At 47.0% G+C, this 14,111-nt stretch carries 8 protein-coding genes; 4 read left to right on the top strand and 4 right to left on the bottom strand.

What is annotated here, in order from left to right:
* The first annotated feature begins 207 nt into the window (after window positions 1-207).
* A complete protein-coding gene (locus ACYVGR_RS26320) occupies window positions 208-1,257 on the top strand; it encodes a cyanophycinase (protein ID WP_460962413.1) in 1,050 nt (349 codons plus the stop codon).
* Window positions 1,258-1,379: 122 nt separating this feature from the next.
* Here ACYVGR_RS26320 and ACYVGR_RS26315 read toward each other — a convergent pair whose 3' ends face one another.
* Both ACYVGR_RS26315 and ACYVGR_RS26310 read right to left on the bottom strand, forming a co-directional pair.
* Window positions 1,380-2,729 (bottom strand): RagB/SusD family nutrient uptake outer membrane protein, encoded by a 1,350-nt coding sequence (locus tag ACYVGR_RS26315; protein WP_460962411.1) that lies wholly within the window; start codon window positions 2,727-2,729, stop codon window positions 1,380-1,382.
* Window positions 2,730-2,777: 48 nt separating this feature from the next.
* On the bottom strand, window positions 2,778-5,849 hold the full coding sequence (locus tag ACYVGR_RS26310; RefSeq protein WP_460962409.1) for a SusC/RagA family TonB-linked outer membrane protein: 3,072 nt from the start codon (window positions 5,847-5,849) through the stop codon (window positions 2,778-2,780).
* A gap of 493 nt (window positions 5,850-6,342) precedes the next feature.
* Here ACYVGR_RS26310 and ACYVGR_RS26305 point away from each other — a divergent pair, with 493 nt between their 5' ends.
* Both ACYVGR_RS26305 and ACYVGR_RS26300 read left to right on the top strand, forming a co-directional pair.
* The gene (locus ACYVGR_RS26305) at window positions 6,343-7,632 is read left to right on the top strand and encodes an OmpA family protein (RefSeq protein WP_460962406.1); all 1,290 of its coding nucleotides are present in this window, start codon (window positions 6,343-6,345) and stop codon (window positions 7,630-7,632) included.
* A 98-nt stretch (window positions 7,633-7,730) separates the two neighbouring features.
* A complete protein-coding gene (locus ACYVGR_RS26300; protein WP_460962404.1) occupies window positions 7,731-8,393 on the top strand; it encodes an endonuclease III domain-containing protein in 663 nt (220 codons plus the stop codon).
* A gap of 5 nt (window positions 8,394-8,398) precedes the next feature.
* Here ACYVGR_RS26300 and ACYVGR_RS26295 read toward each other — a convergent pair whose 3' ends face one another.
* The gene (locus ACYVGR_RS26295; protein WP_460962402.1) at window positions 8,399-8,935 is read right to left on the bottom strand and encodes a hypothetical protein; all 537 of its coding nucleotides are present in this window, start codon (window positions 8,933-8,935) and stop codon (window positions 8,399-8,401) included.
* Between the two features lie 177 nt (window positions 8,936-9,112).
* On the opposite strand from ACYVGR_RS26295, the gene ACYVGR_RS26290 reads away from it, so the two are divergent.
* Entirely contained in the window at window positions 9,113-10,207 is a 1,095-nt protein-coding gene (locus ACYVGR_RS26290; protein ID WP_460962400.1) for an AI-2E family transporter, read from the top strand.
* A gap of 14 nt (window positions 10,208-10,221) precedes the next feature.
* Here ACYVGR_RS26290 and ACYVGR_RS26285 read toward each other — a convergent pair whose 3' ends face one another.
* A complete protein-coding gene (locus tag ACYVGR_RS26285; RefSeq protein WP_460962398.1) occupies window positions 10,222-14,103 on the bottom strand; it encodes a hypothetical protein in 3,882 nt (1,293 codons plus the stop codon).
* Window positions 14,104-14,111 lie beyond the last annotated feature (8 nt).

The following is a 14,111-nucleotide window of genomic DNA, read 5'->3' as shown; positions in this document are numbered from 1 at the left end:
AGCTAATTAGGAACGCCATAGGGTTAGGTAAAACGAGTAGTGAATGCTAGTGCTTTACCAAAGTAGATTTTCGGGTTCGCCCGTGCGGTTGATTCTGTCGGATTCTATTGATAATCAAAACCTAAACGGTCAATTAGAATCGAAAGAATCTCCAGAATCTAAATTGGACAAGTGCTAGTTTGCCTAACCCTTTGCTATTAATGCTTTATGATTAATACTTCAGTGACTGGCCTGTTGATCTTGGTTAGCTTAGTTTATCTAACTTATTCCTCACCCACATCGAAACCCGTAAGTTCGACGGTTCATCAATATACCTATACATCCTGGATTGTAGGCGATACGTCGGATGCAAAAAGCCAACCCTTAGGTGGGGTTTTACTGGCCGGCGGTAGTACCGATGTGGATGCCGCGATGCGGTGGTTTCTACGTCGATCGGGTGGGGGTGATGTGCTGATTCTTCGAGCATCGGGTAAAGATGGCTACAACGAGTATCTCTATAAAACGCTGGGCGAATCGGTTAACTCGGTAGAAACGATATTGCTCGATAAGCGGGAGCTAGCGAGTAGTCCAGCCATCATTCGTAAAATTAGTCAGGCCGAAGCGATCTTTTTTGCCGGTGGCGATCAGGGGAATTATGTTAACTTCTGGCAGGGAACGCCCATTGCTGATGCACTGAATGAGCGTATTCGGGCAGGGGCTGTTATGGGAGGTACTAGCGCTGGTTGTGGAATTCTGGGGCAAACCTATTTTTCGGCCCTGGAAGGAAGCGTAACGTCTGAAGAAGCCTTAACCGATCCTTACGATAAACGCTTGGCTATGCGCCGAAATGATTTTTTGACGCACCCGCTCCTGGGCAATATTATTACGGATATGCATTACAGCGCCCGCAATCGACAGGGACGACACGTGGTGTTTATGGCGCGGGCTGCAACAGATTGGAAGATACAACCACGGGGTATCGGCATCGATGAAAAAACGGCTGTTTGTGCAACACCCGATGGAAACGTTACGGTTTTCGGACAAGGCAATGCCTATTTTCTACAGGCAGCCAGGAAGAAACCTGAACGCTGCCAAAAAGGGCAACCACTAACCTGGAACCGTTCAGGGAAAGCAGTACAAGCAACTATTCTTACTGGCTCCCTTGAAGGGAACACTGGCTTTAATTTGAGATCGTTTCGGCCGATAACGAAAGCTCAAGGAGAGTACTGGTCTGTTAACTCTGGCGTTCTGGCGCGAGCATTTGCTCGTGCCTTTTAATCTTCGCCATATGCCAGCGAATGCTGGCTAAAGTTGAAGGCACGAGTGAATACTCGCGCCAGTATGCAAAAAAGGCGAATCCAACCTATAGATTCGCCTTTTTTGTCAGGAGGATAAACTAACTAATACCCTGGGTTCTGAACCAGTTTTTTGTTGGTATCAATCTCTCGTTGTGGGATCGGCAGAACCAGGTTGTTTGCGTTGTAGGCTACCGTACCTACTGTACCTGCCGTCCGTTTGATGTCGGCAAGTTGCTGGCCTTCGAAGGCTAATTCAAGCCGGCGCTCCAGCAAAATAGCGGCCAGATCGACCGTGGTGAGTGCTGTAGCTTTTGCCCGGCTGCGAATCAGGTTGACATCGGCAAGCGGTGATGCGCCGACAGAAGTACCTAGACGTAAGTTGGCTTCGGCACGAACCAGATACATCTCTGCTAACCGAACCACTGGCACATCGCCGTATTGATCGTTAAATTTACTGGTAAACGTGTTCTGACCAGCGGTGTTAAAGAATGTGCCTCGTGTATCGCCAGTGGCATAAAGCGCCCTGAATTTCGATTGTACCCGCACATCACCACGTCCCTGATTCAAGGAAGAAGCATAGAAGGTGTTCATGTCGTTCGTGCCATCCTGATCGGTAACGATGATTTTGAAAATGATCTCTGAGCCGTTGGTCGCATCATTAAACACGTCTGCAAAGTTATCTTCCAGGGCATAGGTGCCTGACGTGATAACCCGGTTGGCCGCATCACGAGCCGCTGCATAATTCTGTTGCTGGAGATAAAGGCGGGCAAGTGTAGCGGCCGCTGCTCCTTTGGTAGCAAATCCAGTACCCCCCGATTGGGTGGCGGGTAACAGACTCTCAGCTTTAGTCAGGTCGTCTATCGCCTGTGCATAGACTTCTGCAACCGTATTTCGGGCACGATAATCTGCATCGGTTACCGATGTTGTTGGAGTTAGTACCAGGGGAACGCCCAGATTAGTGGTTGGCGTACCGTCGTTCCAACTTTTAGCAAAGGCTTTAACCAGTTCAAAGTACAAGGCCCCCCGGATAAACCGAGCCTGTCCTTCAGTATTTCCACGATTTGCTTCACCTACTTTAGTAAGAGCCGACAAGACGTTGTTAGCCCGGTTGATCGCATTGTAACCGTCTAGCCAGAAATCGCGATTAACCGTGTTTGATGTGGTAACAGCTTTGCGCCAGATTTCGTCGATGGTTGCGTACGTACCTCCGAAAAGTACATCACGGTTATCGCCCATCAGATCGCCAATGTACTGAATGCCACCTCCGTAGAGATTTACATCACTCAACCCATCATAAGCACCGACTAACGTAATCTGTACATCTTGTTCGGTATTTAACGCCTGACTTTGCTCAATACTTTGAGTCGGTACAACGTTCAGGCGGTTGTCGCAGGCCGTAATCAGCAGACCAACGGCTCCGGCGTATAACCAATGTTTTATGGATAAATTCATAGCAAAAATGCGTTGAAAAGTCGTTCTTAATTCGTTCAGAAGTGCGGGTTAGAAACCGATGTTGATACCACCTGTGATCGTACGTGCCTGTGGAGCTGTGTAGAAATCATACCCCTGCGCAATGTTCGATACAATGTAATCGGCATTTACTTCAGGGTCCCAGCCAGCATATTTTGTGAAGGTGAGCAGGTTCTGACCCGTTACAAATAAGCGAACATTGGTAAGTTTAGCCTTATTGATGATCGATTTCGGCAGATTATACGATAACGTAACCGTACGTAGTCGAACAAACGAACCATCGAGAATAAACCGGCTTGACGATTGGGCCCCGTTGTTATAGTACAAACGAGCCTCGGGTACGTTCGTATTGGTGTTTGAAGACGTCCAGGCTGCCAACTGATCGACCGTCTGGTTATCTTCAAATCGGCCGTTAGCCGATGAGTAGCGACCAACTCCGTAGAAGTTGATTTTATTCCCAAATACGCCGTTGAACAACACGTTTAGGCTAATGCCTTTATAGCTGAAGGTATTCGTGATACCACCCGTCCATTTTGGCAGTGGACTACCCATAACCACGCGTTGTGCCTGGCTATACGTATTTGTCGTTGAGCGGTCAACCGACCCATCGGCATTCGTGGTATTTTTATACCAGAGCGCGTCGCCATTAGCGGGGTCAACACCAGCGTACTCTTGGGTAAAAAACACGCCCAGTGGCTGGCCTTCAACCGCGCGGCTCATCGCATTGATACCTCCTTCAATGATCTGCGACTGTAAGTTGGTGATCTTGTTCTGGTTGGTAGCCGCGTTGAAACTCGTTGTCCAACGGAAAGCACCGGTTAAGTTTTCCGTGTTAAGCACAAACTCAAACCCTTTGTTCTCCAGGCTACCTACGTTGCGAAACTGCGTGGCAAAGCCCGTTGTGCCCGGTACGTTTACGCTCAACAGAAGTCCCGACGTTTGCTTGTTATAATAGTCGATTTCCCCATTGATACGGTTATTGAGGATACCAAAGTCAACGCCTATATCGAACTGATTGGTGGTTTCCCATTTCAGATCGGGGTTGGCCAATTGCGATGGGCGCTGACCGGGTAAGGTCCCATAACTTGCATCACCCGTAAATAAACCTAGTTGAGGAAAATTCTGGATTTCAGCATTACCCGTCTGTCCATAGCTTGACCGAAGTTTCAGGAAGCTGATCGTGCTGTTGTTCTTCAGGAAATCTTCTTCCGATAATACCCAACCTGCCGAAACCGCCGGGAAGAACCCATATCGACTGTTTTTACCAAATCGCGACGAACCATCGACACGAGCACTTAATCCTAACAGATAGCGATCTGCGAATTTGTAATTAGCCCGAGCGAAGTATGACAGGAATCGATAATCGGTCTGGCTCGAACTACCGTCGGTTTTACGGGCCGCGCTGGCAATCTGTCGGTACGCGTCCGATGGGAAATCCCGACCTTCGGTAAAGTTGGTTTTTTGCTGCGACTGTTGGTACGACATACCCACAGTCAGATCGAGCTGGCTACGGCCAAATAGCGTGTTGTAGGTAAAGAAGTTGTTGGTCGTGTAGTTCTCTACCCGTACATAACGGTTTTGGCCAATGCCCTGTGGCGCACCGAAGTTTCGCTGCGTTTTGCTGTTGTAGTAAAGTTCTTCCTGCTGATTCAGTACGTCCAGACCAAATTCAGTTCGGAAAGATAACCCTTTGATAATCTGAAGTTGACCGTACACGTTGCTGATGTTTCGGTAAACCGTTGTATTGAAGTAGGCATTCCCGATATTGATCAGCGGATTGTAATAAACCGGAATGCTCAGATCACCCGGAGGAGTACCAACGGGTAAACCCGTAGTTGGATCAGTAGCGGGCGTCATTGGGGGCAAGGCAACCATCTGCATTGGGTTGTCGAATTGGTTATCCGCCGAAATACGCTGATTGAACGTGCGGGTTAAACCCGTATTGAAGCCCACCCGAAGGCGGTCAGATACTTTATGATCCAGGTTAAGACGACCTGAATAGCGTTGCAACGCGTTGCCAACCAGAATACCTTTCTGATCTAACAATTGACCTGACAGATAGAACGTCGTTTTCTCATTTCCGCCGTTCAGGTTAATGTCATACTGTTGGTAAGGCGCATCCTGATAGGCCAGATCACCCCAGTTGGTGCTTGCCTGTGTGGGAGTACCATAGGTGCCCAGCCCCTGTGTATCGTAGAAGCCTTTCATGTAGGACGTGTACGAATCTGGATCACTTGGGTCAAGGCCTTCAATACGGTCGGAGTTGGCGGCTGCCTGATTGTAAAACTTAACGTACTGTTCCGTATTTAGAAATTGCAGCTTGTGTGTAGGTTTGCTCGAACCGTACTGGGCACCAAATGTAATATTGGTCCGACCAGCTTTACCTCGCTTGGTTGTAATCAGCACAACACCATTGGCGGCACGAGCGCCATAAATAGCGCCAGCCGATGCATCTTTCAGAATATCAACCGACTCGATGTCCTGCGGGTTAATATCAGCCAGTGGGTTCGTAGAAGCACTGTTAAAGCTTAAGTTGTCGGTTGTAACGGGCGTACCGTCAACCACATAAAGGGGTTGGTTCGATGCCGAAACCGAAGACTGCCCCCGTACTCGCACCTGAATACCCTGGCCCAGCTTGCCCGAACCGGCGTTGATTTGCACACCAGCGGCCTTACCTTGTAACGCCTGATCGAAGGTTGTTACGGGCTGATCCTGAATATCGGCTGCCCGAACTTTGGCAATGTTACCTGTTAAGTCGCGTTTAATCTGTTGGCCATAACCGGTAACAACCACTTCATTCAAATTGCGAACATCCGTCTTCAATTGCACGTCAATAACTGACCGATTGTTGACGACTTCTTCGACACTTGAAAACCCAATAAAACTAAACACAAGGGTGGCATTTCCGCTTACCGTAAGCCGATAATTACCCGTTGCATCGGTTAGAGTGCCCTGTGTGCTACCTTTTACGGTGACCGTTACACCGGGGAGTCCGGTGTTATCATCCGAAGACGTGACTCTGCCCGAAATCCCCTGACTTTGGGCGTAAGCTCCCCAAGCTGTGCAGAGAAGCAGGAAGCTAATTTGTAATAGTTTTCTCATAATGTTGTTAATGAAAACAAGATGTGATAATGACAAAAGTACAATCTTTAATCTTATATTAAAATAACGTTAAATGGAGTCGTGGTAAACGTTATCCGGGTAAAATCAGAATAATAAATATGTTATCTATTTTTATTTAGAATAAAATACTGAAATATTGACCTGTAGATTTTGTGTAGTAGTAATTTATTGGGAGTTTAATTGTTGAAAAAATTATACTTTCCGGATTTGATGTTTCTAAAATTAATTTGAAATAGAGAAGGAAAGAAATGGATTACTTAAGTATAATTCTATTTACTGTATAGGTATAATTTGTTAATAAAAGAGTGTCAATTTATGAGCTGTCTTATAGAGCTGATTGGCGATTTATACAATTAGGGCGCTATTTTTAAATCCGACATTACTTAATATGGACTTTTTGAAATAGGTATTAAACGGTGAAACAGGAGCTGTTGTCTAATCGTTACAGGTACATCAGTAAACGCCGGAAACAATGAAATTTAAACTGTTCACCCTATTCCTTCTGCTACTCGTAACGGGCTTGCGTGCACAGGTACAATACACGACGGAAAGCCCACGCATCGACGACATTAACGATGAGGATGTTACTATCAAGCGTATTGAGTTAACGGATCGGTACACAATTATTTACATGAAATTTGAATCGCACGCAAAGCCCGGTTCACTAAGACGATCGTGGCCGTTTGCAATTCCGCAGCCGGGGGGTGGTTCGATGCAGATGGAATCAACGAATAAGATTGGTTTTCAGCCAACGTCCCGCTTATACGTCAATCAGGGAGAACGGTCGTACAAATTTATTCGGGTTGAGAATCTCCCAGAAGAAACCCGTCGACCTGTGCGGCCGGGTGAACGCGTTGATTTTGTGGCCTATTTCGAGCGGATTGATCCGGGTTACACCACCTTTGATCTGTATGAATGTCGGGACAGTAAAGGATATGTCTGTTTCAATTTCTGGGGTGTTCACATTATCAATCCGCCCCAAAAAGAAAAATATTCGCAACGAAAAACGCCGACACCTGTTCCCGCGAAACCCCAACAGCCTCGCTATAAACCCCGCACAACGCCTGGGGTTGGTACTCCCGACGAAACTCCCAAACCGACTGAACCCGCTCAGCCGCAGGAAGATCAGCCGCCAGTAGCTGTGGCAATCAACGGTGTCACACGGGATGCTAAAACAAAACAGCCCATTGTGGCCACGGTTACGTATCGATTGTTGTCTGGTGCCGAAGCATCGGGGGACGATCCGGCTGATTCAGTTCAGAGCAATAGTCCATCAGGCAACTACAAAATTGCCATCGACCGGCGAGGTGTTTATGTTGTAACGGCTTCGGCTAGAGGCTATTTTAGTCAAAGCGATACGCTGGCGACCAACCGCATTGATGTATCTCGGGATTTTAATCTGGCACCAATTGAAGCGGGAGCTAAAATCACCCTGAAAAACATCTATTTCAATGTATCCCGCTATGATCTTAAACCAGAGTCGTATCCAGAACTGGATCGACTGGCAACGATGATGCAATCGAACCCAACGATGCAGATTCGTCTGGAAGGGCATACCGATACGGTGGGTGAATTTGATGCGAATGTTGAGCTTTCCCGAAATCGGGTCAACGAAGTGAAGCGGTACTTGATCAGTAAAGGGATTACTGCTTCTCGCATTGAAACCGTTGGCTACGGCCCTTCACGACCAATCAACACCAATAAAACCCTGAAAGAACGGGCCGAAAACCGGCGAGTGGAAATGGTTGTGGTGAAAGTTTAAAACCAGTTGCCCGGTTTGAAGTTTGTAGTCTGAAGTTCGTAGTTAATTCTGGCATTGACTAACTACGAACTTCAGACTACAAACTTCAAACTCAGTTAATGAAACAACCTTTTGATCTTGATGTTGTGCTAGCCCATATTGAGGAGGCCATAAAGCCCTATCCCAAAGCGGCTATGTTCGATCTGTTTGAGCGAGGATACAACAGCCTCTTCGAGCAACTGATTTCATGCATTGTATCGATCCGAACGCTCGACGAAACGACAATTCCTGTATCGCTGCGGCTGTTTGAAAAGGCACGCACGCCAGAACAACTTCTTCAACTCGATGTCTCGACATTAACTCACTTGCTGTACGGAACTACCTATCCCGATCAGAAAGCCTATACCATGCTGGGCATTGCCGAGCGGATCGTGAATGAATTTAACGGAACGTTGCCCGCTACTTACGAAACCCTGACATCACTAAAAGGCGTTGGGCCGAAGTGTGCCAACTTAGCCTTGGGCGTAGCCACTGGGCAAGCCGCTATCAGCGTTGATGTTCATGTACATCGGGTTGTAAACCGTTGGGGTTATGTGTACACCAGGCAACCTGAACAAACCCTGAAAGTTCTGGAAACGAAGGTACCTCGTGAGCAGTGGATAGCGATCAACCGACTGCTGATGCCGTTTGGTAAACACATATGTACGGGTACACTGCCGCATTGTTCAACCTGCCCCGTGCTGCCCTGGTGTGAGCAGATAGGCGTAGACCGGCACCGTTAATGACCTTATTTCTGTAAGGTTGTCAAATACTGTTTCAGACTGGCCAGCGTACCACGACAGGATTTATCGATTTGTCGATATAATTCGGCTTGCTGCTGAGCCGCCTGCTCAATTAATTTTCGGTTCGTGATTTTGCCCCCCGATGCCCGTTCCAGTTCGGCAGCTGTGCTACTACTTGCTCGAACTGGTACGCTGATTCCTTTATCTTCGGCAATCAAGTCGGTGATAGTGGCCCGGTAGCGACCAAACTTAGCTTCAACCGTGAGTGTGTAGCGTACGATCTGATTGTCAATATGATAGGCCGACTTGATAAACTGAATATTATGCTCTGGATCGTACTGTTGTTCGGCTGCTGATTCTGATTCATAATAAAATTCAGCCCAATCATGGAGTTGGTTCATTAGCTGACGTGCTGGCAATTTATCATTAGGCAAACGCACAATTTCCTGATACTGAACCTGGCCTGTTTCATTGGTTGGCAAGCGAAGTTGCGCTAATGCATTACCAGATACAAACAACGTGATGATGAGCAAATACTTCATACTGAATTGACGTCAAGTTTACGAACAGGCCATACTGCACTGCCTGCCAAAAGCGAATGCGAAGATAAGGCCGATCCGGATTTGATAATAACGAAATCGTAGATCAGGGATAATCGTAACCATTGATTCATGTCGATGGTTAACTAATCATTCGTTTACCTTAGCCTCTATACGTCTGTGAATCAACTACCTTTAACGGTTAAGCGGTCTATTGAATTATTGGGCTTATGCCTGCTCGGGACCTTACTGCTGGTTGGCAAAGCCGTTATTATGCCGCTAATTATGGCCTTTTTTATCAGCATCATTTTGCTGCCGGTTTACCGATTCCTTAAAAAGAGCCGCCTTCCCGATTCGATTGCCATTCTACTGGCCATTTTGCTCATGATGGTGTCTGGCCTGGTGATTATGGGTTTTTTCTCGATCCAGATTCGCGCGCTACTCGCCGATTTTCCACAGATCAAGAAAACACTTCTGATGCACCTGCGCGAGCTAAGTGAGTTTCTGGTTCAGAAAACGCATTATTCCATCCAGCAGCAACTTGATTTTTTCCACGAACAAAATGCCAAATTGCTCAACGCAACGGGCGACTTGTTGCGACAAGTGGCTGGGTCTTTATCGTCGGTTTTTGTGTTGCTGGGGCTGATGCCTATTTATGTATTTCTGCTGCTGTTTTACAAAAATCTGCTTATTCGCTTTGTGTTTTTATGGTTCTCAACCAAACACCATGACCGGGTCGAAGAAGCGCTACGAGAAACCGAATTGATCATCAAAAGCTACCTGATTGGCTTACTAATTCAGATTGCCTTTATCATTATTCTGCTGGGAGGCACACTTCAATTGTTGGGCATACCGCACGCCCTGCTAATTGGCATTATTCTGGCCTTTCTGAATCTGATTCCCTACGTTGGTATTGTGATGGGAACGCTGATTAGCCTGTTTATTATTCTGGCTTCCTCACAGGAGTGGTTACCAATTATTGAACTGCTTGTGGTGGTGGCCGTCGTTCATTTTCTGGATCAGAATATTCTACGTCCCCGTGTGCTTGGTTCTAAGGTGAAGATCAATGCCTTAACCAGCATCGTTGGGGTTGTGATTGGCGGAAATATGGCGGGCATACTGGGCATGTTTTTATCATTGCCCATCATTGCGATTCTGAAAGTGATTTTTGACCGGACAGATATGTTTGCGCAATGGGGTGTCTTGTTCGGCGACGATAACCCGGTGCATAGTCCCATGCATAAACTGGGCTTGCGGATCAGGAGGAAATCCTAACACAGGAACTCCCTTTATTCGTAGGCAGGCAATGGGTGTTGCTGGCTCAATTTTAGGTAATTGGCGCGATATTTCTTATTGTTTTTTATACCAATACTGGTCAAAATGCCACTCGTCATCGTTTTGATCCAGTAGCCGAAAATAAATGTTTGGGGGTCTCGATCGTAAAAAATGCTGGAATCGGTTTCGTTTTTCTTGCGTAAAACTTTGCCAATCACGAAGTTTTTAACGCGGATCAAGAACGTTTTTTTTGTTGTGTCGGCAGGGCTGAGTAGGCTGATTTTTAGGTCTTTATAGTGGAATCGCATATTGCCAACCGATGCATACTGATTGCCTACCACCCTGGCTATGATAGGCTGCACGTAGCCACCGTCCAGATTGGCGGCTATAATCGGGTTTGTTATCGAACTCATCTCGGGCAAGTGCACATCCGAGGTGTTGAGCTGCATATGAAAGCCTGCCAGCGAATCGCCGTAAGATTCCCGGTATTGCAGTTGGTTAATGGTTAACCCCAGCAACTTTGTATTGGCAGTTAGTACTAAACTGTCGGTCGTTTTTCTAGGGCGATTGGTAATGTTTTTCAGAACGCCATTGATATTCATCAGCGGTACATTCCCTACCCGATTCGTGAGTTTGGAGGTTTCGTGATAAATAACGTTACTATTGACAACCGAAATCGAATCAATGTGAAAGGGTATGTTCACCCGTCGGATGAGCCGTGTAGGCATTAGCTTCTCTGGAATAAAGTCCGGATCAGGCAGGCGCTTATCCCGAGAAACATCTGCCGTGACGTTTTTGGCCACAACATGATGAATCGAAATCGTAGAATCCCGGCGCCACTGAGCCATACTTAATCCGTTGAATTGAGCTTCCTCTCCCTTAACAGTAATGTAATCGGCCTGAAAATGCGGTGGCGTCATAAACTCCTCCTGGGGCATTGTGGGCATTACTTGAAAATGGTTGAGTTGCAAACGGGCATTCTGAGGAGTCCAGGTTAGGTTGCTAGCCTGGAAAGCCGTAGCTGGTCTTTTCAGCAGCACATCGTTAACCGCCAGATTCGTATGGTTCATCCAGGTAGCCCAGGCAATTTTTTTTCCGGCTGTCCAGACGAAACTCGGAAAATCGATAGTCGCCGTAAGATGGCCAAGGCTAAGCAGGCTTTGGAAATTACTACGCTTTGCTTTCAGAACCGGATGCAGATCGTTTGCGGTCAGCGTAGCCTGCAAATCACCAATCAGTATTGGCTTCCCTGCTTGTGTGGCCGATACCTTACCATTCGTTAGCTGTACTGTGGCTGATGGGATTACGGTTTTTAGCCGGGGGCTTGTGAGCGCTATAGTGCTCGGCGACACGCGTAAAGAAGCAAACGTTAAAGCCTCCTGTTTGGCACCATAGAGCCCCTTTCCTTCTATATCAACTACCGTTTGAACACGTACCGAATCGCCATTTTTGGGATTTATATAGGTTACATTCGCCCCATTAACCCTCAATTCATGAAGGGTAAAGGTAACCGGAATAGCAAACCCATTGGCTGGGCCTGATCCTTCGACCTTCGATTGGCCATTCGTGAGTAGACTTATTTCGGGCTGGTCAAGTTGCAGCGATTGGAGACGAATGGTCGAAAAGTTAGTTGAGTTGAACGGCGCAATAACCCGGATTTTCGGCAAAGCAACCTGGAGTGTTTTACCCGAACTGTTGTCTGTATAGCGTAGGTTGGTTAGTGTTGTGATTTGCTGGCTATTGAGGTCTGCAGAGGCAATCGACACCTGCTTACCACCCGGCTGATTGAGGTAGAGATCGTTCAGTTTGCCGCTAATCTGATTCCAGCCAAAATAACCCGTATCCGTTGTCAAACTATCGATCCGTATAGCTGAGCCCTGAAAACCGGCCCGAATTTGTCTGGATAAAGCCGCTCTCAGCGTCAGATGATCTGCCATTAGTTGGGCGATGTGAATGTGTGGCAGGTGCTCTTTAGGCTGGCCGGGAGCGTGGTTTTTCGTTGAAGTACTACGCTTTTTTACTGGGCTCTTTATGTCGATGGCCAGATCATGCACCCGTAGTAGTTCAATCTGAACGTCTTTGGAGTGTTGAAGGGCATCCCAGGCAAAAGCTTCCCAATACACTTTATTAGCCGTTAGCACGCTTCCATTGGCGAGATCCATCTGAATTTTATCGACCCCATTGTAGCGTTGTTGCCCATAGAGGGTGTAGTTCGTCAGGGCAACGTTTAGTTTTTTGGTAGTCAGGTGCGCATTCGCTACGGTCAGGTTTGGAATAGCATGCTTCATGTCAATCAGCGAATCGCTCACTAAAAAATCGTTCAGCAAAACGGTCGCGTTCATGTTCTTCATGGACACTTCCATGGGCGCATCGCCCCCTAATTTATACTGCGCATTGGCATTGATAATCCGGAAATGATTTACCTGCAGGAGTTCGCCCAAGCCGTGTAATGTCTTGAATAAATCGACTTTTTTAGGAGGAGCCGTCGATGCAACATAAGGCTTTGGGCGTAAAGAAGCTTTGGGCGTAGCCAGCACCACAATGCTGGGTTGCACCAATTCGGCGGCAGACGCCACGAGCCGCTTTTGCATTAGATCTTCAAAATCTATGTTGTGCAGATGGAGTAGGGGAGCCTTGAATGTCAGGCCCTTACCGGTTACTTTACGAGACGTTGTTCCATACAGCACATTTCGGAAAATGAGGTCTTTCTTCAATACCTGAAACGATTCGACACTGATCTTGAACAGGCTATCGGGCGAGAAAAAGGCAATGTTCCGTAAGCTCAGGTTAACGCTATCGGTGCTGAGTGAGTGATCGCTTTGCTGGTTAAGCGTTAGGTTATAAATGGTGAGGTTGGCTTTCCGAGTACCGCTCTGCGATGTTGGATTTCGTTTGCTGGCCAGTAAAATCTGACCATCCTGCACCTGTGTATACCGAATCGTTACCGTTTTAAACAGGGTTTTGATGTTCGCATGAATGGTGCCGCTGGTATCGGTTATCTGCTCTTTTCGGCTTTCGATAGGCAGCGTAAGAATGGGTCGAACGCAAATGAGCGTGTCGAGCCACAATTCTCCTTTCTGATAAACGGCGGGCAAATGCGTTGAGTTAAAGAAAAACTTCTCGGCCCGAAGACTCATTTCTCCTTTTTGGGCGGTAGCCGGTTTTCGAAAGTGAACCGAGTCAATTTCAAATAATTGCGTCGCACTGGCAAACCGCAGCCCGCGAAAACTTAGCGTATTTTTCCCGTCTGATAGCACCCATTGCTGAGGACCGAGCGATACCTCAATTCGGTCGGAGCCAAGTATGCGTCGGTTGTCGTTATCAATTTTCGAAAAGTTGTGAACAACCAGATTAATGTCTTTAATGACAAAAGGTCCGGCTGAATTTCGTTTGATCAGTGCGAACGATCCACTCTGAACGTTAAAGGATTTCGCGTGTAAATGATCCAGCGTTTTTTGCAGATTTTCGAGAATGCTCGACGTATGAAAACGAGTCTGATTGTGGCTTTTCGTATGAACCTTGTAGTCGTGAATGACAATCTCAGGCTTCGAAACCGAAAAACTATCGACCAAAAGTTTCTTGTGTATCAGTAGCTCCCGCCATGATTCGATGGACAAATAAGCCTGGGGAATTTTTACCGTGTAGTACGCCGGTACATTCGTCGTGTCTTTTCGGGCGAAGAGTAGGCCATCAATCGACACCGTTTTATTCAGGATTGACAGACTTAAATTCTTGGTCTGAAAGGTGTAACCACCTTTGGTTTCTTTGTCAATCGCGTAGGTGATTATGTCTTTCAGGTTGTGGATCAGCACATAATACAACCCGCCTGCCGCCAAAGAGAGCACTGTCGCTACCAGAAAAAGTAGTTTGCCCCAGCTTTTTGACGACAACTTCATAAGATTAA

It is taken from the genome of Spirosoma litoris (assembly GCF_054776755.1).
This window is presented reverse-complemented; position numbering and strand designations above follow the sequence as displayed.